This is a genomic window from Methylocaldum sp. 14B (assembly GCF_002005105.1).
Lineage (GTDB): Bacteria > Pseudomonadota > Gammaproteobacteria > Methylococcales > Methylococcaceae > Methylocaldum.
The window spans coordinates 39712-60774 of the sequence record NZ_MSCV01000007.1 but is presented as its reverse complement, the minus strand read 5'-3'; the positions used below and the strand labels follow the sequence as shown (position 1 = coordinate 60774).

The following is a 21063-nucleotide window of genomic DNA, read 5'->3' as shown; positions in this document are numbered from 1 at the left end:
GTAGAGCCGCATGGGAAACCTCCTCATGCGGCGCAATACGGGAGTACCCTATTGCGCCCAACGCGGACTATATTTCCCATTTTGGGATCAGCCCCCAATATCGCTGCCGCTCTCTATGACAACGCCATTAACCTGGAGCGCATCTTATTAACCCGGCCTATATATATAGGCCGGGTTAATCCGGGGCAGGGATGCCCCGGCGCGGCGACAAGCCGCGTGAGCCCAGGCCGGGCGTGTACCGGGCCTGGGCGGCGGCCCGAAATACCAGGAGGGTATTTACGGGCCTGATTCATAAACTCTCAGGGCATCAAGCATTGAACAGCCCTGATCGGAATTTGATGCCGCGAAGCCGGTCATAGGAATTAGAAAAAGGACGTTTATTTTTCCTGGACTCAAACTCTGCGAGGCTAAGATTCTGCCCAAACGGGGGTGAGCGCCATGGACAGGTCCGATCCCGGAGAGGGAATCATGCAATACTCGACGCGGCAAAGGGACAGGAAGCCGAGCTCCCGCGGCCGGTTTCCGGGCTTACGGTACTTTTTCCTGGGGCTGCTGGCCTTGCTGGGGGCGATCCTGCTCGCCCGGCCCAAGCATGGCGGTGAGCCGCATGACGCTTCGAGCTCGCCCTCGCCGCAGGTGAGCGGGAAGCTCATTCATCCGAGCGTCCCCTTCATCGCGAACCAGGGGCAGACCGACGAGCGGGTGAGGTTCTATGCGGGGATCGACGGCGGCACTGTCTATGTCACCCGCATCGGCGAGATCGTGTACGACCTCCCGAAGGTGTCCGGCAAGACCGGGACAACGGGTTGGTCCCTGAAGGAGGCGCTCGTCGGCGGCGCCGCTGCCTTGGTGGACGGCGCAGAGAAGGCCCCAACCGAGGTGAACTATCTGATCGGGAGTGAGGAATCCGCCTGGAGAACGAACGTCCCGACCTACGATCGCGTGACCCTCGGTGAGGTGTACGAGGGGATCGAGCTCGAGCTGAGGGCGTCGGGCGCAACCGTCGAGAAACTCTTCCACGTCAGGCCTGGCGCGAGGCCCGAGAAGATCGGAGTGAGGATTTCTGGCGCGACATTCCTCCGGGCGAACGACAAGGGCGAGCTGGAGGTCGGCACGGGGCTCGGCACGGTCGTGTTCAGCAGGCCGAAGGCCTACCAGACGGTCGCGGGCCGCGCACACCCTGTGGAGGTCGCCTATGCGGTCGAGGGAACGAGCTACCGCTTCGAAGTGGGGCAGTACGATCGGACGAAGGACCTCGAGATCGACCCTTTGATCCAAGTCACCTTCCTCGGGGGATCGGGAGGGGACCGCGTCACCGCCGCAGCGGCCACGGCGTCGAACGTGCTCGTGGCGGGGACTACCGACTCGACGGACTTCCCGGGGACGGCGGGAGGGGCTCGACCTGCCCTGGCGGGTCCGAGCGACGGCTTCGTCGCTCTCCTCAGTTCGGACTTGAAGACGATCATCCAGGCGACGTACCTGGGGGGGACCGGCGACGACTCCGTGAGCGGTGTCGCGGTCTCGGAAGCCGGCATCTACGTCACAGGTTCGACGACATCGACGGACTTTCCGGGAACGACCGGAGGCGCCCGACCGCAGAGCGCGGGGGGCAAAGACGCGTTCGCCGCGCTCCTTACCTCGGACTTGAAGGCGTTGACCCAGGCGACCTACTTCGGAGGGACCGACGAGGACGCCGCCAGCAGCGTGGCTCTTTTCGGGGGCGCCTATGCCGTGTTCGTGGCGGGCCGGACGGCCTCGCACGATCTCGTCGGGACCCTCGACAGCGCTCAGCCGCTGAACGGGGACCCGATCATCCGCCCCGTCGGGCAGAATACGAACGACGGCTTCATCGCCGCGTTCTCCGCTGATCTGACGAACCTGACGCAGGCGACGTACCTGGGAGGTCGCTCCTCCGATTTCATCAACGCCATCGCGATCTCGGCGGGGTTCGTCTACGTGACGGGGGAAACCGTCTCGACGGACTTTCCGAAGACAGGAGGGGGCGCTCAGGAAATCCATTATCCCGACGGCCAGTCCGACGCCTTCGTGGCGCTCCTGACCAGCGATTTGACCTCGCTCGTGCAGGCCACCTACCTCGGGGGGCTTGGTCAGGACATCGCGCACGCCATAGCCGTTTCAGGGCCGGACGTCTTCGTGGGGGGAGAGACCACTGCCTCGAGTTTCCCCGGAACGCTGGGAGGGCACACACCGACGTTCGGAGGGGCCACGGACGGCTTCGTGGCTCGCCTCAACTCCAGCCTGGCGAGCGTGATCCAGGCGAGCTTTGTGGGAGCCGGCGGCTTCGATCGGGTGCTCGCGCTGGGTATCGGCGGCTCGTTCTTCGGACCGGTCGTCAATGTGGCGGGGTCGTTCGATACAGACCCGGAGGGGATCACCGGCCCTGATGCCTTCCTGTGGGTACTCGGGTACGACCTGAAGGACTTCGCCGAAACCCCGATCACGAACCCGGCGGCCCTCCGAACCTCGTCCTTCAACTCCTTTGGATCGTCCGACGTCGCGACCGCCCTCGCCGTTCCGCCGTCCATCTCGGGGTTCAATGTCTATCTGGCGGGCGAGATCCCACCGAGCAACGCAGACCAGATGGGAGCCGCTCAGCCGAGGTACGGCGGTGGCGCCAGCGATGGCTTCGCCGACAAACTCGTCCTCGTCAGCGACTACTCCTTCTCGCCCCTTCCTACGATCAACGTCACCCAAGGCGGACAGGGCCTGGCGACGGTGACGGTGAATTCGCTGAACGGGTTCACGGGAGAGGCCGTGAAGCTCGGGATCTTCGCCCAGCCGACCGGAGGGGCGCTGCCGGCCGGCTTCACGGCGCCCGGTTTCCCCCAGGACATCGGCTCCCTCCCGCCCAATGGGTCCTTCTCTTTCACGCTCACCATCGGTGTCGCGTCCACCGTCACGCCCGGCACGTACACGCTGTGGATCGTCGGGTTTCCGGGGACCTCGGTCGCGCACGCGGCCCCCGTGACCGTGAACGTCGTCACTACGATCCCCAGCACCATGCAGACGATCAGCCCGCTCCAGGAGAGGAACTCGGGACGATCGGCAGCTTGGGGAGCGCCGACTCCCTGACATCCAAGCTCATAGCGGCTCAAGACCTGGCCGACGCAGGCCGCGCCGGTGCGGCCATCGAGGAGAGCATGCAAAACCAGGGGGAGTGCGCGGCCTGTTGCAGGTCTTCTGCGGCGGGGACGGTTCGAAGCGGCGGAAGAAATTGATTTTTGGTGCGCTCAAGCGGCATTTTGGAGAGATATTTCAGGAGCTCGCCGGGCACAAGGAATCGAAAATTGTTGAAGGTCACCTGATGGGCGACCACGTTCATATGTGTATCAGCATTCCGCCGAAGTATGCGGTTTCGAACGTGGTGGGCTACATCAAGGGTAAGCGTGCGATCCAAATCGCCAGGAAGTTCGGCGGTCGGCAGAGGAACTTCACCGGCGGGAGTCGATTTGGATGCGTGAAGCGCCCAGCGGGCGAGCGCCGGGGAGGATGCGAAATCAGCAGACAACCCGGCGGCGCGCTGATCCTGCGCGTCATACAGGAGAATTCAGCACGCACGAAAATGTACCGTAGACCAGAATATGCGTCGGCGAATCATATGGGCACAGTGCGTGCCAATCGACATCCGGCCGATTGGTCCGGCGTTTGCGCGTCTCATCATCCGTCATACCACCATTCCAAGCCCTGACGCCTTAACCGCTCTCGCTCGGCTTCGTCGAGCTCGGTCCATGGCTCGGGCGAGCGTACGGCGCGGTAGAAAAGCTCGAACAGCAAAAGATGACGCCTTAGGGTCCGCCGCACGCGGTGAGGAAGGCGCGGATTGAAGACGCCGAGGGCCGAGAATGCCTGCGACCAGTTCTTCTTCACCCAAAGCCACGAACCCAGCTCCAGGGTGAAGGGAATATAGCGGCCGTCGGGCCGGACGGTTCTGTATTCGTCGTAGAGGTAATCCCACAAGTCGCCGTGGGCGAGGTACTGTCGGGACTGGGGCTCTATGCAATAGACGTGGTTGGGATGGGTCTTGTCGATCAGGTGCTTCAAGGCGACGGCTTCCGCCAGTGCCGGAAAGGGCTTCCGGGTTTTCGCGAAGGGAAACCACAGGCGGTCTACCTTCCCGTAGCCGGAGTGCACGTCGATGCTGAGTGCGGTTCGGGCGGGAAAGAGCTCGCGGCGCACCCAATCGCAAAGGGTTTGCGCCTCGATCTCCATGGGAGCGTCTTCCTGCCCTTGATACCAGGGCAATGCGGGAGAAATGCGATGCCCGGCGAATAGATGCCAACGGGACAATCCTTCCGCCCGAACCGGCGCGTTTCGCATGAGATCGACCCGGTTGCCGTTGGATCGTCGTTTGAGATACATGCCGACCGGATTGACCAGCGGCATGATCAGCAGGCGAGTCGTGGAGAGCATGTCTCGGGTCACCCGGTCCCAGCGAGCCATTTCCACCAGGGTCCGGAGATATGAGGTCACGACCTGCGTGCCGATACGCTCGAGCCCGTGGACCCCGCCGAACAGCGCCAGAGCCGGCAAGGCGGGATCGGGCGGACCGAAGCGAAAGGCCAGCAGCGGAAACGATTCCTCACCGTGATGCAATTCCGCCAAAACTTCCACCCGCGCCCAATCCCAGCCCGCATCCGCGACGTGCTCCGCGAGTATCAGAAGCTCCCGCAGTTCGGGGAGGGCGCGCATCACCGGACGAGTGAGCAACCCCTGTCGAGGCTCGAAGGACGTCGATTCACTGGCGGAGAAATCGGTCATGGGTGTACGTGAAGAGCGTGATTTGGACAGCTTAGCAGGATGGATATCGCTGCCCTAGTCCGTCCGATCCAGCGGTGGACGATGTCTGCCTTCTGTCTCGTCGAACATCGAACGGTAGATAGGCTTAAGTTGTTGGATAAGGCTCTGCGGGGGTGGGCCTGAGCACATTTTCAGGTTTGGCGCAGCGCCGTCAAGGTCCAGTAGGTCGGCAATCCCTTGCCGACCTACGAATTTCACGATCCTCACCGCTAAACCGATACAAAATGTTGCCGGCTCAGCTGCACCTCTCTCCGGTGAAGTGGAAGTCGAGACTTTGCTTCAGCCGCTTGGGCAGGGCCGGCAAGGACGAGCGCGGGATCAGAAAGGTCGAGAGATTGAACAAATCCTTGAAGATCCGCTTCTTGTCCACCGTTTCCTGGAGATATTCGTGTCCGCTGCTTCCCCCGGTACCGATTTTGCTCCCCAGCATGCGTTGCGCCATCAGGGCGTGGCGGCTGCGCCAGGCGGTGAACTGTTCGTCGATGTCCATCAGGTGACTGAGCAGGCGGAACGGCAGGTGCAGAATCGGCTCGTCGCGGTAAAGCTGGATGAAGAGGGCCGATAGCACGGACGTTTGGCAGAGATGAAACATGCCTTGCGCCTTGAGCCGCTCGAATCCTGCCGGATCGAGCAGGTAATCGAATTTCCGCCGGGTGTTTTCCAGCTCGGCGAGCTGCGCGCTTCGCTCGGCATCGGAAAATAAAGGATTCGTCTCGATCGAGCGCCGGTCTTTCGCCAGCATAGCCATGACCGCCTGACGGTAGCTTTCCCAAAAGTCATAGCCCTCGAACTTGAGGAAGGGCATGCGCGCCAGCCAGGCGTCCACCTGTTCGAAAAGACTTGGCTCGCTGGCGATTTCACGCAGGTATGCGACATCCTCGGATCTGAGCCGGCCGGTGACCGGTTGCGGAACGTGAACGCCCAACCCCAGGCGCAGTTCGATCTCGCGGAATTGCACGCTCTGAAATCCGGAAGCGGGGATCAGGTAATCGCGAAAATCGAGAAAATCCAGCGGAGTGATGGTCTCCAGAACGTCGATTTGCTGATTCAAGACCTTTTGTATCGCAATGACGCGCTCGAGACGGGCGACGATGACGCCCATGCTGTGTTCGTCCAAAGGCGTGACCGCGAATGCACCGAGCACCGACTCGAGTTCGTGCAGGATTTGCTTGAACCAGATCTCGTAAGCCTGGTGCGTGATGATGAACAGCATCTCGTCGTGGGCTTCCCTGCCATGCCGGCGGCTTTCGGGCGTCTGAGCGCTCAAGAGACGCTCGAGTTGCAGGTAGTCGGCGTAGTAGATTTCTTTCGTGGAGCGCTGATTCATCGGGGTGTCTCCGCTTGATTGATGTTATACAGGTATTGTCGGCAAAGGATTGCCGACCTACGCTTGTAGGCAAACCCAAGTAAGTCGGCAATCCTTTGCCGACACGAACGCGCGTTCCGTTCGGCCGGGCGGGAGAACGGCATCAGGCATGACATGCCCGGCTCAAATCCCTCAGCTCGCGAGCTCCGGCAAATTCCTGAAGAGTTCCAGCGCCTCGGGATTGGCGAGCGCGTCGCGGTTTTTCACGGGGCGTCCGTGAATGATCTCGCGTACGGCGAGTTCGACGATCTTGCCGGAGAGCGTGCGGGGAATGTCGGCGACCTGCACGATCTTGGCCGGAACATGGCGCGGGCTCGCGTTTTCGCGAATCTGCCTCCGGATTCTTGCCGCCAGCGTTTCGTCCAGCTTCAGGCCTTCGCGCAGGCGCACGAACAGCACGATGCGGACATCGTTATCCCAATTCTGGCCGACAACCAAACTTTCGACGATCTCGTCGAGCCGTTCGACCTGCCGATAGATCTCGGCGGTGCCGATGCGCACGCCGCCGGGATTCAGCACCGCATCGGAGCGGCCGTGAATGACGATGCCGCCGTGCGGCATGATCTCGGCCCAGTCGCCGTGCCGCCAGACGCCGGGGTACATCGAAAAATAGGCCTCGCGGTATTTGCTTCCATCCGGATCGTTCCAGAATCCCAGCGGCATCGACGGGAAAGGTTTGGTGCAAACCAGTTCACCTTTGCGGCCGACGACCGGTTGGCCGTTTTCGTCGAAGACTTCGACCGCCATGCCGAGCACCTTGGCCTGGATCTCGCCCCGCCGAACCGGCCCCATCGGATTGCCGCCCACGAAGCAGCCGATCAAATCGGCCCCGCCCGAGATCGAGGACAGGCAGGCGTCGGATTTGACGCGCTCATAGACGTAATCGAAGCTGTTCGGCGCCAGGGGAGAACCGGTCGAAAGAACGGTCCTCAGCGATGTCAGCCGGTGCGTGCGCTTCGGTTCCAATCCCGCCTTGAGCAAGGCGTCAATGTATTTGGCCGAAGTGCCGAAATGGGTCATGCCCTCGGCATCGGCGAAATCGAACAGCACATTGCCCGAGGGGTGGAAGGGAGAACCGTCGTAAAGGAGCAGGGTGGCGCCGCAGGCGAGGGCGGAGGCCAGCCAGTTCCACATCATCCAGCCGCAGGTGGTGAAATAGAACACCCGATCGTTCGGCTTCACGTCGCATTGCAGTAGGTGTTCCTCCAAATGTTTGAGCAGCGTGCCGCCGGCGCCGTGAACGATGCACTTCGGAATGCCGGTCGTGCCGGACGAATAGAGAATGTATAGCGGCGAGTCGGAAGGTAGCCGGGCGAAGGGAATCTCGCGCGTTTGGTAGGGCGCGAGATAATCGTCGAAGCGAATCGCCCGTTCGCCCAGCGCCTCTAGCTCGGGCCGCTCGGAGATATAGGGAACGAGGACGATGCGTTCGAGCTTCGGCAAGTTGGCCACGATCGTGCGGAGCTTGTCGGCGGCGAAATGGGCTTTGCCGTTGTAAAAGCATCCGTCGGCGGCGATGAGAACCTTCGGTCCGACTTGCCCGAACCGATCCAGCACGCCCTGTACGCCGAAATCGGGCGAGCAGGAGGTGAAGATCGCCCCGACCGATGCGGCGGCGAGCATCGCGATCACGGTTTCCGGCAGGTTGGGCATGATGACGGCGACCCGGTCTCCCGGCACGACGCCGTCGGCTTCGAGAGCCTGCGCCAGACGGCTGACTCGCTCGTAAAGCTCGCGCCAGCTCAGCCGCCGGCGCACCCTATCCTCGCCCCAGAAGACGATGGCGTCTCCGTCATCCCGGCGTTTGAGCAAATTCTCGGCGAAATTGAGCCGCGCCTCGGGGAAGAACCGCGCGCCGGGCATCTTGTCGCGGTCCGCCAAAATGCGGTCGCCGCGCGTCTCCGCCACGACTCCCGCGTAGTCCCACAGACTCAGCCAGAATTCGTCCATTTGCTCGATTGAGAAGCGGTGAAGGGCAGCGTAATCGGGCAATTCGATGCTCCATCGATCTCGCAGAATGTGCGTGAATCGGTACAGATTCGTGCTTTCGATGCGCGAGCGGGTGGGTTGCCAGAGGGGTTGATTCAAGACGGCGCTCCAGATTATTTATCGCGGGAAAACCCCCGGTTCTGCCGAGGGACTCGCAAAGTTTGACATTTCCGGGAGTCAGGTATTGTCCCAATTTCGCTGGGCCGTCATTCCGGCAGGGATTGCCGGAATCCAGTTCACAGGGATTGTGAATGGTCGAAACCATCCGTGGTCACTGGACCCCGGCACTCCAATCGCAAACGGGCCTTTAGTCGGCCCCTTCCCTGCCGGGGTGACGACATGGCTTTTGCCCGATGGCGGTCAGGCCCCTTTGAGGGGCCAGCCGTCGAAAGCCACTGGCTTTGCCGGTGGATCGTTACTTCACGCAAACTCCAATAGCCGGAATAAGTCCTTCGACTTTTCTCAGGACAGGTTCTGCGTTTCCGGCTTTGTGTTCTTATCCCGTTTGCCGCGCCGAGCATCGGAGCTTTCTGCGGGAATAACCCGTAAGGGGCGCAGAATGGATTCTGCGCGGCGATCGAGGGTCATGGATGACCCTTCGATCGCCTCCCGCCGAAAGCGACAAATTCGCCGGGAGCGAATTTGAACAGCGGTACGCTGGCCCGAAGGGCGAAAACCAAGGATGGTTTTCGTAGCAGCGCAGGACCCAAGCGGCAACCGGGCGGCTTTTTCTTTGGTTACCTTCTTTTGGCCGAGCAAAAGAAAGTAAGCCGACCGTGGGTTCGGAAACCCACATTCAAATAGCTGTCGCGCAAGCGACTCCTCATATTTACGATTTGCGGGAAGCGCTGCTTAAGCCGCTTTCGCCAACGCCCGCCGCTGCTCGTCCAGACCGTCCCAAAACACCGCCACGCCGTCGAGCATTTCGTTGCCGTAACGGATGAAATCATCCTCGTCGATGTCGCGGGTGAAATAAAGCTCTTCCAGTTCCTCCTGGGTATGCTGGGCGTGCTGGGCTTCGAGGCGGTTGTGCCAGGTGAAGAAAGCGAGCGGCAAGTTCGAGCCGGTACGCGCGTTGTAGCGGACCAAACCGTCGATCAGTTCCTGCCAGAAACCGGCCGCCGCCCAGTTTTCCACGGCATAGCTCGCGGCCTGGGTGATTGCGTAGTTCTCGTTGCCGTAGAGCCGGATCAGTTCGTCGCAGAAATGGAGGGTGGCGGGGGTGCCGTGCCTGCGGCCGCCGAGATCCAGAAATCCGAGTCCGAGCTCCCCGGCGATTCGCAGCAGCCACTCGAAATGCGCCGCACGGAAATGGAATATGCCGCCTTCCACCGTGCCCTCGGTGGAGACCAGTTCGGGATCGACCTCATGGTCGGGATCGCGCGTGGCGGACCTTTTCCGCCCGGCATTGAAGACGACGCCGATTTCGTTGGCTAGAATTTCCTTGGAGGCCCGCATGCCTTCGAGAGAATCGGCATTGATCATTTTTTGAAGCTGGGCCACCAGGAACTGGTTCGAAAACACCGAGAACTGGACGATGAACGCCCGGACCTGATCGAAGGTTTGCTCGCCCTGGCTGAACCAGGCGGTATAACGATTGTCGGTGATGATCCGGTGTCTCAGCATTTCGGTGTCTATGCGCCGCTGAAAGGCGAGAAAGCGTTGGGCCTTGTCGACCGAATACCCGGTCCGGTTCGTCGCAAGCGCCTCGAGCGTCGGAGCGGTCAGGCCCGACAAGCGGTGTTCCTCGGCATAGCGCTCAAGTTTGGAGTCGGCGACGGCTATCATGGAACCTCCTCATAACATAAGAAGGAAAACTACTTATTTGACCCGCGAATTCGTTCCGAATTTCTCCGGCAGGTCGGCAATCCGTTGCCGACATGGGCACTCCCGGCGCTACGCCAACCCGAAAAATTCACTATTCGGCGTCCGCCTGCTGCTCCGGTGCCGCGTCGCGGAATGCGGTGAGCGCAAGGCAGCTTTCGTCGATCGCTCGAATTCGGGGGAACCCGTTCAAATCGCAGCCGAAGCGCCGGGCGTTGAACACCTGCGGCACCAGGCAGATATCCGCAAGGGTCGGCGTGTCGCCGAAGCAGAATCGGCTGCTGCCTCCGTGGCGGGCGAGCTGTTCCTCGAACGCCCCGAACCCTTCCTCGATCCAGTACCGAATCCAGGCGTTTCGGGCCAGCTCGTCCTGGCCCAGCACCTCCGCGAGATACCGTAGGACCCGAAGATTGTTCAAGGGATGAATGTCGCAGGCGATGATTTGCGCAAGCGCTCGGACGTAAGCCCGCTCGTCGCGGCGGCGTGGCAGCAGCGGCGGGTCGGGATAGGTGTCGTTCAGATACTCTATGATCGCCAGGGACTGCGTGAACGGCGTTCCCCGGTCCACCAGGGTCGGTACCAGTCCCTGCGGATTGATTTCACGATATTTGCGTTGCCGCTGCATGCCCTTCGCGAGATGCACGAATTGCGGCCGGTAAGACAATCTTTTGAGGTTCAAGGCGATGCGGACCCGGTAGGCGGCCGAGCTTCGGAAGTAGGTGTACAGCTCCAGCCCCATCACTGCAGCACGTCCTGTTCGATGGCGCCGAAAACGGAGCGTCCGTTCCGGTCCAGCATTTCGATCCGTACCGTCTCGCCGTGCCGGAGATAAGGCGTCCGGGCTTCGCCGGATTCGATCTGTTCGAGGACGCGTTTTTCGACGATGCAGGAATAACCCCGGCCGGTGTCCGCGTTGCTGACGGTGCCGGAGCCGATGATGGTGCCGGCGGGGAGGGGGCGGGTCTTGGCAGCGTGGGCGATCAGGGCGGGGAAGTCGAATTGCATGCCTTGGCCGGCGTCGGGATTGCCGACGAGAATACCGCTCCGGTGGGTCAGCAGCGGAAGGTGGATCTTGCCGCCGTCCCAGGCATTTCCCAATTCGTTGGGCGTGACCGCAACCGGCGAGAAGGCGGGTCCGGGTTTGCCGTGCAGGAACCCGAAGCCTTTGGCGAGTTCCTGGGGAATCAGGTTGCGCAGCGAAATGTCGTTGACCAGCATCAGCAGCTTGATGTGCGGGGCCGCTTCCTCGGATGTCGTTCCCATAGGCACGTCGTCGGTGATCGCCGCGACTTCCGCCTCGAAATCCAGCCCCCAGCTTTCATCGGCGAGCCGGATCGGGTCCCGTGGGCCGAGGAAAGCCGCCGATCCTCCCTGATACATCAGGGGGTCGGTGTACAGGCTCGGCGGCATGGGCGCGCCGCGGGCCTTTCGCACCCTCTCGACATGGGACAGATAGGCGCTTCCGTCCAGCCATTGATAGCTTCGGGGCAAGGGCGACGCCAGCTCGGTAGGTCTTAAGGGGAGCGCATCGAGCTCGCGCTGATTGAGGGCGCGATAGGTGGTCTCGAGTGCGGGTGCGGCGTCTTCCCAGTTCTCCAGTACCGATTGCAGCGTTGAGAAGCCGGACTCCAGGGCGGGGAATGCCGTTTTCAGCTCCCGGTCGACGATAACCAGGGTTCCGTCGCGGCTTCCGGATTTCAGCGAAGCGAGTTTCATGGCTATTTCCAGGAATCCACGTAGCCCGCCCACTCGACCCCACGGGGCAGGTCGGCCACTTCGAGAGCGTCGCGGGCGTCGATCATGACCGCCACCTCGTCGGTTTCGGTGCGCGACCTCGCCTTAGCCGCCTCCAATGCCTTGGGATGAGGGCCGTGGGTGATTCCGCTGGGGTGCAGGGTCATCATGCCCGGATGGATGTTGTCGCGGGAGAAGAAATGGCCGCGGTGATAGAAGATCACCTCGTCGTAGTCGTCGTTGTTGTGATAGAAGGGCACCCGGAGCACGCCCGGATCGCTTTCCAGCGGCCGCGGGCAGAAGGTGCACACGACGAAGCGCTCGCTGGCGAAGGTGGTATGGGCCGAAGGCGGAAGATGATAGCGATGGCTCATCAGCGGGCGGATATCGCGCCAGTTGAGCCGGACCGGCATCAGCGTGCCCTGCCAGCCGACGGCATCGAGCGGATTGAAGGGATAGGTCACGGCGCTGAGCCGATCCCGCCGCTTGACCAGCACCCGCCAGGTCCGGTCCGACTGCTGGGCGAGAAAGGCGTCGTCGATCTTGGGCGTGTCCAAGACCGCCGGGTCGAACACGGCATGGGCTCCGACGATGCCTTTTTCGGGAAGCCGGTAGGTGCTGTTGGACGCCTCGATCAGGAGGAAGACGCCCATTCCGGAGGTTTCGATGCGCCACAGGGTGCCCCGTGGAATCACCAGGTAATCGCCCTCGGAAAAGGCGAGATGGCCGTAGTCGCAATAAAGATGTCCGGAGCCCTCGTGGACGAACAGCATTTCGTCGCCGTCCCCGTTCCGAACCAGATGATCCATGGCGGAATAGGTATGCCAGCACCGGATCTTGACGTGCAGATTGCCCAGCATCGGCGTGGCGTCCCATGGCGAGACGCTGGTTCCGGTGAGCTGGTTGGTATCGAAGGCGCGCGGCCTGAGCGGTCCCTCGACGCTGATCCAGCCGGTCGGCGGATGGCGGTGGAGCATTTGCGTGGAAGGGCCGTAGAAGCCCTCCCGCCCCAATTCCCGTTCGTAAGTACCCTCGGGCAGATCGGCGTGAGCCTGGCGGGCGGCGACGCCCTCGACTCTCGGCAGTGAAATCCAGCGGAACATCAGATTACCCCCCGTCTCATTTGATCGTCTTCTATCGCCTCGAACAGCGCCTGGAAATTGCCCTCGCCGAATCCTTCGTTGCCTTTCCGCTGGATGATCTCGAAGAAAATCGGCCCGATCACGGTCTCGGTGAAGATTTGCAGGAGAAGGCCCACTTTGTTGCCCGGCAGGCCGTCGATGAGAATCCGGTTCCGCCGCAGCCGCTCCAAATTCTCACCGTGGCCCGGAACGCGGGAGTTCACCCGCTCGTAATAGGTATCGGGCACGTCCATGAAGCGGACGCCGTTCTCGCGGAGCCGCTCAACGGTGGCGTAGATGTCGTCCGTGGCCAGAGCAACGTGTTGAATGCCTTCGCCGTGATAAAGGTCGAGGTACTCCTGAATCTGCGACTTGGGATCGGAAGGCTCGTTGACGGGAATGCGGATCTTTCCGCAGGGGCTCGCCATCGCCCGTGATTTCAGCCCGGTCGCCTTGCCGTGGATGTCGAAATAGCGGATCTCCCTGAAACCGAAGACGCGCTCGTAAAAATCGGCCCATTCGTCCATGTGGCCTTTGCGTACGTTGTGGGTCAAATGGTCGATGCGGGTCAGGCCGACCCCGAAAGGTTCCGCCGGCTCGTTTTCGATGGGAACGAAGTCGACATCGTAGATCGAATGCTCTCCATAACGGTCGACCAGATAAATCAGGCTCCGTCCGATCCCGCGGATGGCCGGGATATTGAGTTCCATGGGACCTGCCTCGCTGGCGGACGGCCTGGCGCCCAGTTCGAGCGCGCGCCGGAAGGCCCAGGCGGCATTTTCGACGCGAATCGCGAAGGCGCAAATCGAAGGCCCGTGCCGCTCCGCGAAGCGCTGGGCGAAACTCCCCGGTTCGTGATTAATGACGAAATTGATCTCTCCCTGCCGGTATAGAACCACATCCTTGGACCGGTGGCGGGCCACGGCCTTGAATCCCATCTGCTCGAAAAGTCTCGCCAAGGCTTGAGTGTCACGGGCGGTATATTCGATGAATTCGAATCCATCGGTCCTTATGGGGGGGACGTCGTCGCTTGTCATATTGGATACCCCAGTGGCGGATTTTTTTGAGTTCTTTGATTCCTATGACCTCGGTGGTCGCATAAAGATTCCCATGGCTCGACGAGTCAGGCGCAGCAAGAACGGTTGTCAATGAAAATGATAATGGATATCATTTGCGACAGGGTGGATGTGCCGTCCGCCGCCGCTGAACGACATGAGGAAAAAGTATGAGCCCAAGCAACCGAACCGAAACCGATCGCCCGCATCGTCGGGGTGATGCGGGGCCCTTTCATTCGAAGCGCAGAGTCACAAGTACGGAGTTGTTGGGCTCCGGTCGTGAAATCGTGATCGAACATGGCGGAGACGAATACCGTCTGCGCCTAACCAGCAACGACAAGCTCATTCTGACGAAATAGTTTGGGTGTGTGAGACTCGTCCCGGGAGAGCGTAGGTCGGCAATCCTTTGCCGACAACCCGCTGGCCGGACTGTTGCTGTCGGCAAAGGATTGCCGACCTACACATCGGGATCCCTTACACCGAATCGGAAAATGCTTTAGTGGAACGCGTCGCAGGTTCCGACACCCCTTGTAGCCAGCCACCCGGCCTCACGGCATAGGTAGCCAGCCAGACAGTTTGGTTTAGTTACGCTTCTGTTGGTGAGGCAGCATCATGTGGGCAGCCACTTTTCCGCCGGACCGTCTCTGGCCCGGCATCTCAATCGTCGATCGTTGTTGGGGAGTTCGCGCCGCCGGCATATTGGGGGCTGCCCTGGTCCATGTCACGGTGCTACCGATGCTGATAGAGGACGAGTCGGTGCCGGCAGTGCAGAGTCCGCAAGCGGCGCCGGTCATGGTCGACCTGATTTCGACGGCGCAGCCGCGAGCCGATGCGCCCCAGGCCGTACAGAAACCGGTAGAACCCGTCAAGCCCAAGACCGAAACGCCCAAACCGAAAGCGAAGCCCAAGCCGAAACAGGTCCGACCGTCGGCCAAGCGGTCGCCGATCCTGTCCAGGCCCAGCCAGGCAGCCGTGCAGCAGACGACTGCCGAACAGGAACCGTCTCCACGTCAAACTTCGACCGAAGCGGCGCCGGGCCCGGTACTGCCGCCATCAGCCGTATCGGCGACGGCTCCGTCGCCGGGACCGGTCGTTCCGCCGCGCTTCAACGCGGCTTATCTGCGCAATCCGGCGCCGGTCTATCCGGTCGGTTCCCTACGCCGAAAAGAGCAGGGCAAAGTCGTGCTTCGGGTCCTGGTGGATGCCGGCGGCGGCGCCGAAACGGTGAAGGTCCAGACCTCCAGCGGATACGACCGGCTCGATGCCGCCGCTCTCGAAACCGTAAAGCAGTGGAAATTCGTTCCCGCCCGCCAGGGAGACAAGTCCGTGCCGGCGTGGGTCTTGGTCCCGATTTCATTCTCACTCGAAGGATAATCCTATGGAAACGACAGAAACCCTGGGCTTGACCCATTTCCTGGCGCAAAGCGACTCGGCCGGCAAGGCGATTTTCGCGATCCTCGTCGCCATGTCCGTCGCGAGCTGGTATTTCATCGTGGCGAAGAACCTGCAGGCGCTGATCGCGCGCCGCCGGACGGCCCGCTTTCTGGAGTCCTTCTGGAACGCCTCTTCCCTGCATGCCGTGGAATTGCAATTGGAAGAGCACCACCCGGACGAACCGTTTTCCCATCTCGCCTATCATGCGCTGGTGTCATCCCGGCATCATGCCCGGCACGGCGCGGGGCGGCTGAACGAAGCGGGTTCGGCGGCGGAATTCCTGACGCGTTCGATGCGCCGGGTCATCGACGAGGAAACCGCGTCCCTCGAATGGGGGCTGACCGTGCTGGCATCCATCGGCAGCACAGCGCCCTTCATCGGCTTGTTCGGCACCGTTTGGGGCGTTTACCACGCCCTGGTCAACATCGGCATGAGCGGGCAGGGGAGCCTCGATCAGATCGCGGGTCCGGTGGGTGAAGCGCTGATCATGACCGGCGCCGGCCTCGCCGTGGCCATTCCCGCCGTATTGGCCTACAACGCCTTCGCCCGCTCCAATCGGCTGCTGCTGGCAAAGCTCGATGCCTTCGCCCACGACCTGTTTGCCTTCCTGACCACCGGCGCGCATTGCGTCGGGACCGAAGCCGATGACCGAAGCGCCGCGGTCGGCCAGGCCGTCGCGGGAGGTGCGTGATGGCGTTCGGAAGCTTCAGCCAGGGGCAGGGCGGCATGCGTCCCTCGGCCGAGATCAACATGATCCCGCTCATCGACATCATGCTGGTCTTGCTGGTCATTTTCATGATCACGACGCCCTTGCTCACCCACAACGTCAAGATCGATCTGCCCAGAGCGGCGAGCCAGCCGAGCGCAGACCAGGCCGAGCACATCGATTTGGCGATCGACGGAGCCGGCCGGCTTTTCTGGAACAATGAAGCGATCGACCGGGCAGGGATGCGCGAGCGCTTCGCGGCGGCGGCACGGCAGCAGCCTCAGCCCGAGGTGCACCTCCGGGCCGATAAAGCCACGGCCTACCAGATCATCGCCGAAGTGCTCGCCGCCTCGGCCAATGCCGGCGTGACACGCATCGGCTTCGTCTCCGATCCGAACGAAGCCAAGCCTTGACATACGAATTAGCCACCCAGCCGTTTTCCAGCCAGGTAGCCAGCCAACAGAACCAGTTAACTTGGGGAAAACATCCATGACTAAGAATAACAACTACCGGCTTAAATCCACGGCGTTGGCCGGAACGCCACTCGCGCTTGCCCTGGCGTGCGCGACGGATGGCGCCATCGCGGCGGACGAAGATCTCACCACGCTCGACCAGGTCAAAGTGGTCGGCAAGGTGGAACAGGCGGGCGGCGACACGAAAGGTTACATGGCCAAACGCACCACGACGGCGACCAAGACCGACACTCCCCTGATTGACGTTCCGCAGTCGATCACCGTCATCACGCAGGAGCTGATCAAGGACCAGAACATGCAGAGCATCGCCGATACGGTCCGCTACGTGCCCGGCGTCGTGATGTCGCAAGGGGAAGGCAACCGGGATGCGGTGATTTTTCGCGGCAACGCCACGACCGGCGATATGTACGTCGACGGCATGCGCGACGATGTCCAGTATTTCCGCGATCTTTACAACATCGACCGGGTGGAGGTGCTGAAAGGCCCGAACGCGATGATTTTCGGCCGCGGCAGCTCCGGCGGTCTGATCAACCGGGTAACCAAGCAAGCGAACTGGGAGAACCCGCGCGAGGCGAGCTTTCAGGTCGGTTCCTGGGACAAATTCCGGTTAACCGGGGACTTCGGCCAAGCCATCAACGAGAATTTCGCCGTTCGTCTCACTAGCATGTGGGAGAGTTCACGCAGCTTTCGCGAGGGTTTCCATGCCGAGCGCTGGGGCGTCAATCCAACCGTGTCCTGGCGTCTGGGCGATCAGACCCAAGTGACCTTCGGCTACGAGCATTACGAGGACGACCGTGTCGCGGACCGCGGCATTTCCTCGTTCTCGGGCCGCCCGGTCGAGATCGACGTTTCCACGTTTTTCGGCGATCCGAGGCGCAGTCCGACCTGGTCGAAAGTCGACGCGTTCAACGCCTTGATCGATCACGACTTCGGGAACGGGATCAAGTTCCGCAACCGCACCCGTTATGCGATCTACGACAAGTTCTACCAGAACATCTTCCCGGGGGCGGTCAATGCCGCGGGCGACCAGGTGGCGATCTCGGCCTACAACAACGCGACCCAGCGCGAGAATTTCTTCAACCAGACCGATCTGACGTTCGAGCTCGAAACCGGACCGTTCAAACACACTCTGTTGACCGGCGCCGAGTTCGGTCACCAGGAAACCGACAACTTTCGCCAGACCGGATATTTCACGGCGGTGGGTCCCAATGCGACATCGGCCAGGGTTCCCGTGGCGGATCCGAGATATACCGGCCCCGTCACCTTCCGGCAAAGCGCCACGGATGCGGACAACCACGGCCTCGCGACCATCGCGGCAGGCTATTTTCAGGATCAGATCGAGCTCACCAAGCACTGGCAACTCGTGGCGGGGCTTCGCTACGACAACTTCGAGGTCGATTTCCGCAACAACCGCAACGGCCAGACTTTCTACACCAATGACGACCTTTGGTCGCCGCGCGGGGGCCTGATCTTCAAGCCGTTCGACGAGCTCTCGATCTATGCGAGCTACAGCATGGCCTATGTGCCGCGGGCGGGCGATCAATTGGTCTCGCTGACACTGGCCAATAGCTCGTTGGAGCCGGAAGAGTTCAAGAACTACGAGGTGGGTGCGAAGTGGGACATCCGTCCCGACCTGTCGGCGACCCTGGCCTTTTATCAGCTCGATCGCCTCAACGCCATCGCTACCGACCCCAATAACCCCGCGACGTCGTTCCTGGTCGACGGCCAGCGCACTCGAGGCATAGAACTGGGGATAAGCGGCAACATCACCGACCAGTGGCGCGTGATCGGCGGATACGCCTACCAGGATGCCGAAATCACCGAGAGCTTGTCGGCCAGCGCTCCGAAAGGCAACAAGGTGGCACAGGTCCCGGAACACACGGTTTCGCTCTGGAACCGCTACGACATTACCCCTCATTGGGGCGTCGGCCTCGGCGCGGTATACCGCAGCGAAATGTACGCGGCCACCGACAATAACGTCACCCTGCCGGGCTTCCTCCGCTTCGACGGGGCTGTCTATTACACGGTCAACGACAATGTCCAGGTGCAGGTCAACGTCGAAAACCTATTCGACAAGGAGTATTACGCTTCGGCGCACAGCAACAACAACATCATGCCGGGCTCGCCGATTGCCGCCACAGCCGCGCTGCGGGTGAGATTCTGATGAAGCCCGCCGAGTTCGGTCTTCCGGCTCACTCGCCGCGCTCCAAGCCCTCGGGCGGATACTTGTTCCTCCCTAGGCGTCTGGCGCGCGGGGCATTCCTCAAATGGCTGCGCCGCACTCACGCCTGGATAGGGCTGTGGGGCGCGGCGTTGGGGTTTTTGTTCGGGACCACGGGAATTCTGCTCAATCACCACGAGAAGTTGAAAATTCCGGCCGCCCGGATGGAGCAGACCGTGATACAGCTGCCGCTGCCGGAACCGCGTCCCGCCGATCCCAAGGCCTTGGCACTATGGCTAGCAGAAGCGCTGCAGTTCCCATCCGACAAGGCGAAGATCATGCAGGAGCCTGGCAAGACCGTTATCTGGAACGGCGTGGAGGTGCGGCAGCCGGCGCGCTGGCAGATCGCCGCGCGTACGCCGCAACGCTTCCTCCAAGCGGAATATTGGGAAGGTAATGCTTTCGTCACCGTCAAGCGCGGCGAAGCGAATGTCTTCGCCCTGCTCGGCAACTTGCACCGCGGCGCCGGGTTGGGCGTCGGCTGGATCTTGCTGGCGGACACGCTGGCCGGCGGACTGATCGTGCTCGGCCTGACCGGCGTGCTGCTGTGGACCCGGCTGCATGGCCGCCGGCTCACCGCCGCCGGGCTCGGCCTCGGCTCGCTCGGTCTGGGACTCTGGTTTGTCTGGCAGGCTCTATAGAGAGACGGGGGAGGTCGCGCCGACCGGAACAACGGGAATCATCGCAGCGGAAGGCGGCCGGCTGAAAGCAGGGGAACGATTGGCGAACGTTCTTGGTCATTGATACTTATTCATCTTGGGTATTTTCCAGGACTTTCGCCTTGCCCCGGAGGCTTTATGGATTCACCGGCACATGATTACCCCACCGGGCTCTTCTTCGACGTTCAAGGGCCCCCATGCCTCTCGCTGTACGCGCCGACTCACCGGTCCCATCCGGATAACCAGCAGGACCGAATCCGGTTTCGGAACCTGGTGAAAGCCTTGGAAGACTCGTTGCGGCGGACCTATCCGGAAGAAAAGATTCGAGCGCTCATCGAGCCGTTTCGAAACCTGGCCGCCGATCGCGGCTTCTGGAATCACACGCTGGATGGACTAGCCGTACTGGCCGCGCCCGGCTTGTTCCTAGCCTATAGGCTGCAGCGGCCGGTTCCGGAATTGGCGGTAGTGGCCGACAGCTTCCACACCAAACCCCTGCTGTGCATCCTCCAGTCGGCCGATCGCTACCAGGTTCTCGGACTGAATCGTAAGGAAATCAAGCTTTTTGAAGGGAATCGCGACGCACTGGACGAAATCGAACTGGCCGATGAGGTCCCGCGCACCATCATCGAAGCGCTGGGCGAGGAGTTGACCGAGCCGCACCTGACCGTCTCCACCTATGGCTCCGGCCCCGCCGGTCCGGCGATGCACCATGGCCAGGGCGGGAGAAAGGACGAGGTGGACCTTGATGCGGAACGGTTCTTTCGCGTCGTCGACCGCGCCGTGCTGGAACATCATTCGCGGCCCTCGGGCTTGCCCTTGGTGCTCGCGGCGCTGCCGGAACACCATCATCTCTTCCGCCGGGTGAGCCATAACCCGTTCCTGCTGGAGGAAGGCATCGATGTCCATCCGGACGCGGTGTCTGCCGGCGAACTGCGGGAGCGCGCGTGGCGGGCGGTCGAGCCTTATTATCTGGCAAGGCTGGACGAGCTGGTGGAGGCGTTCGGCGCGGCGAAAGCCAAAGGGCTCGGTGCCGACGATCCGGCCCAGGTCGCCGAGGCGGCCGTAGCCGGTCGGGTTACGAGCTTGCTGATCGACGCCGGCTGCGAGATTCCCGGCCGAATTGATTCCACGACCGGACAGGTCGAATTCGACGATCTGGCTCACCCCGAGGTCGATGATCTGCTCGACGATCTCGCGGAGTGGGTCATGAGGAGCGGCGGCCAGGTGGTCGTCGTTCCCCCCGAGCGGATGCCCACCGGGACCGGGGTTGCCGCGATTTATCGCTATTAAGGGGGTCGTTCCCGGATAGCCTAGGCAAAAGGACGCGTCCATGCAGATTCAGTTCAACACCGACAGCAACATCGAAGGCCGCGACGAACTGGCCCACTGGGTCGAGGATTCGGTAGCGGCGATTTTGGGTCGTTTCGGCGAAAGGGTCACCCGGGTGGAAGCTCATCTCAGTGACATCAACGCTCACAAGATCGGTCAAGACGATATACGCTGCCTGCTCGAGGCTCGCCCTGCGGGCCTGAAGCCGGTAGCGGTCAGTCACAGGGCCGACAGCGTCGAGCAGGCGGTCAACGGAGCCGCGGAAAAGCTGAAGAGAGCGCTGGATTCCACCTTCAGCCGACTGGAAAACCGCTAGCGAACGGCATTCGCACAG

At 61.8% G+C, this 21063-nt stretch carries 16 protein-coding genes and 2 pseudogenes; 10 read left to right on the top strand and 8 right to left on the bottom strand.

Annotated features, from left to right (window positions below; translation table 11 throughout):
- The first annotated feature begins 468 nt into the window (after positions 1 to 468).
- Both B2A78_RS06835 and tnpA read left to right on the top strand, forming a co-directional pair.
- Positions 469 to 3093 (top strand): SBBP repeat-containing protein, encoded by a 2625-nt coding sequence (locus B2A78_RS06835; RefSeq protein ID WP_077729167.1) that lies wholly within the window; start codon positions 469 to 471, stop codon positions 3091 to 3093.
- 127 nt (positions 3094 to 3220) lie between these two features.
- A pseudogene (tnpA, locus tag B2A78_RS06830) lies at positions 3221 to 3460 on the top strand (IS200/IS605 family transposase); the annotation flags it as partial.
- A 218-nt stretch (positions 3461 to 3678) separates the two neighbouring features.
- Here tnpA and B2A78_RS06825 read toward each other — a convergent pair.
- From B2A78_RS06825 to hppD, 8 genes are all read right to left on the bottom strand, one after another.
- Positions 3679 to 4779, bottom strand: a complete 1101-nt coding sequence (locus B2A78_RS06825) for a M14 family zinc carboxypeptidase (RefSeq protein ID WP_077729166.1) — start codon at positions 4777 to 4779, stop codon at positions 3679 to 3681.
- Positions 4780 to 5053: 274 nt separating this feature from the next.
- The gene (locus B2A78_RS06820; protein ID WP_077729165.1) at positions 5054 to 6145 is read right to left on the bottom strand and encodes a tryptophan 2,3-dioxygenase family protein; all 1092 of its coding nucleotides are present in this window, start codon (positions 6143 to 6145) and stop codon (positions 5054 to 5056) included.
- A gap of 171 nt (positions 6146 to 6316) precedes the next feature.
- A complete protein-coding gene (locus tag B2A78_RS06815) occupies positions 6317 to 8272 on the bottom strand; it encodes an acetoacetate--CoA ligase (RefSeq protein WP_077729164.1) in 1956 nt (651 codons plus the stop codon).
- A 753-nt stretch (positions 8273 to 9025) separates the two neighbouring features.
- The gene (locus B2A78_RS06810; RefSeq protein WP_077729163.1) at positions 9026 to 9961 is read right to left on the bottom strand and encodes a hypothetical protein; all 936 of its coding nucleotides are present in this window, start codon (positions 9959 to 9961) and stop codon (positions 9026 to 9028) included.
- Between the two features lie 130 nt (positions 9962 to 10091).
- A complete protein-coding gene (maiA, locus tag B2A78_RS06805) occupies positions 10092 to 10736 on the bottom strand; it encodes a maleylacetoacetate isomerase (protein ID WP_240502435.1) in 645 nt (214 codons plus the stop codon).
- Positions 10736 to 11713, bottom strand: a complete 978-nt coding sequence (locus B2A78_RS06800; protein ID WP_077729162.1) for a fumarylacetoacetate hydrolase family protein — start codon at positions 11711 to 11713, stop codon at positions 10736 to 10738. Before B2A78_RS06800 ends, maiA begins: the two co-directional genes overlap by 1 nt.
- Positions 11714 to 11715: 2 nt before the next feature.
- Entirely contained in the window at positions 11716 to 12834 is a 1119-nt protein-coding gene (locus B2A78_RS06795) for a homogentisate 1,2-dioxygenase (RefSeq protein WP_077729161.1), read from the bottom strand.
- Entirely contained in the window at positions 12834 to 13889 is a 1056-nt protein-coding gene (gene hppD, locus B2A78_RS06790) for a 4-hydroxyphenylpyruvate dioxygenase (protein ID WP_077729160.1), read from the bottom strand. The genes B2A78_RS06795 and hppD overlap by 1 nt, the downstream gene beginning before the upstream one ends.
- Positions 13890 to 14146: 257 nt before the next feature.
- Between hppD and B2A78_RS26980 the strand changes: the two are divergent.
- From B2A78_RS26980 to B2A78_RS06750, 8 genes and pseudogenes are all read left to right on the top strand, one after another.
- Positions 14147 to 14266, top strand: a pseudogene (locus tag B2A78_RS26980) (hemin uptake protein HemP); the annotation flags it as partial.
- Positions 14267 to 14519: 253 nt separating this feature from the next.
- A complete protein-coding gene (locus B2A78_RS06780) occupies positions 14520 to 15281 on the top strand; it encodes an energy transducer TonB (RefSeq protein ID WP_077729158.1) in 762 nt (253 codons plus the stop codon).
- A gap of 4 nt (positions 15282 to 15285) precedes the next feature.
- The gene (locus tag B2A78_RS06775) at positions 15286 to 16032 is read left to right on the top strand and encodes a MotA/TolQ/ExbB proton channel family protein (protein WP_077729157.1); all 747 of its coding nucleotides are present in this window, start codon (positions 15286 to 15288) and stop codon (positions 16030 to 16032) included.
- Positions 16032 to 16460 (top strand): biopolymer transporter ExbD, encoded by a 429-nt coding sequence (locus tag B2A78_RS06770; RefSeq protein ID WP_077729156.1) that lies wholly within the window; start codon positions 16032 to 16034, stop codon positions 16458 to 16460. Before B2A78_RS06775 ends, B2A78_RS06770 begins: the two co-directional genes overlap by 1 nt.
- Before the next feature lie 76 nt (positions 16461 to 16536).
- Entirely contained in the window at positions 16537 to 18684 is a 2148-nt protein-coding gene (locus B2A78_RS06765; RefSeq protein ID WP_077729155.1) for a TonB-dependent siderophore receptor, read from the top strand.
- Positions 18684 to 19382, top strand: coding sequence for a PepSY-associated TM helix domain-containing protein (locus B2A78_RS06760; protein WP_077729154.1), 699 nt, complete (start codon positions 18684 to 18686; stop codon positions 19380 to 19382). The genes B2A78_RS06765 and B2A78_RS06760 overlap by 1 nt, the downstream gene beginning before the upstream one ends.
- A gap of 156 nt (positions 19383 to 19538) precedes the next feature.
- Entirely contained in the window at positions 19539 to 20690 is a 1152-nt protein-coding gene (locus tag B2A78_RS06755; RefSeq protein ID WP_077729153.1) for a hypothetical protein, read from the top strand.
- Between the two features lie 40 nt (positions 20691 to 20730).
- Entirely contained in the window at positions 20731 to 21045 is a 315-nt protein-coding gene (locus B2A78_RS06750) for an HPF/RaiA family ribosome-associated protein (protein ID WP_077729152.1), read from the top strand.
- The last annotated feature ends 18 nt before the right edge of the window (positions 21046 to 21063 follow it).

What these genes read in the sequence shown, in the direction of transcription:
- B2A78_RS06750 (WP_077729152.1), top strand. Translation starts at nt 20,731, where the DNA reads ATGCAGATTCAGTTCAACACCGACAGCAACATCGAAGGCCGCGACGAA.
- B2A78_RS06775 (WP_077729157.1), top strand. Translation starts at nt 15,286, where the DNA reads ATGGAAACGACAGAAACCCTGGGCTTGACCCATTTCCTGGCGCAAAGC.
- B2A78_RS06770 (WP_077729156.1), top strand. Translation starts at nt 16,032, where the DNA reads ATGGCGTTCGGAAGCTTCAGCCAGGGGCAGGGCGGCATGCGTCCCTCG.
- maiA (WP_240502435.1), bottom strand. Translation starts at nt 10,736, where the DNA reads ATGGGGCTGGAGCTGTACACCTACTTCCGAAGCTCGGCCGCCTACCGG.
- B2A78_RS06755 (WP_077729153.1), top strand. Translation starts at nt 19,539, where the DNA reads ATGGATTCACCGGCACATGATTACCCCACCGGGCTCTTCTTCGACGTT.
- B2A78_RS06810 (WP_077729163.1), bottom strand. Translation starts at nt 9,961, where the DNA reads ATGATAGCCGTCGCCGACTCCAAACTTGAGCGCTATGCCGAGGAACAC.
- B2A78_RS06765 (WP_077729155.1), top strand. Translation starts at nt 16,537, where the DNA reads ATGACTAAGAATAACAACTACCGGCTTAAATCCACGGCGTTGGCCGGA.
- B2A78_RS06795 (WP_077729161.1), bottom strand. Translation starts at nt 12,834, where the DNA reads ATGTTCCGCTGGATTTCACTGCCGAGAGTCGAGGGCGTCGCCGCCCGC.
- B2A78_RS06825 (WP_077729166.1), bottom strand. Translation starts at nt 4,779, where the DNA reads ATGACCGATTTCTCCGCCAGTGAATCGACGTCCTTCGAGCCTCGACAG.
- B2A78_RS06780 (WP_077729158.1), top strand. Translation starts at nt 14,520, where the DNA reads ATGTGGGCAGCCACTTTTCCGCCGGACCGTCTCTGGCCCGGCATCTCA.
- B2A78_RS06800 (WP_077729162.1), bottom strand. Translation starts at nt 11,713, where the DNA reads ATGAAACTCGCTTCGCTGAAATCCGGAAGCCGCGACGGAACCCTGGTT.
- B2A78_RS06835 (WP_077729167.1), top strand. Translation starts at nt 469, where the DNA reads ATGCAATACTCGACGCGGCAAAGGGACAGGAAGCCGAGCTCCCGCGGC.
- B2A78_RS06760 (WP_077729154.1), top strand. Translation starts at nt 18,684, where the DNA reads ATGAAGCCCGCCGAGTTCGGTCTTCCGGCTCACTCGCCGCGCTCCAAG.
- hppD (WP_077729160.1), bottom strand. Translation starts at nt 13,889, where the DNA reads ATGACAAGCGACGACGTCCCCCCCATAAGGACCGATGGATTCGAATTC.
- B2A78_RS06820 (WP_077729165.1), bottom strand. Translation starts at nt 6,145, where the DNA reads ATGAATCAGCGCTCCACGAAAGAAATCTACTACGCCGACTACCTGCAA.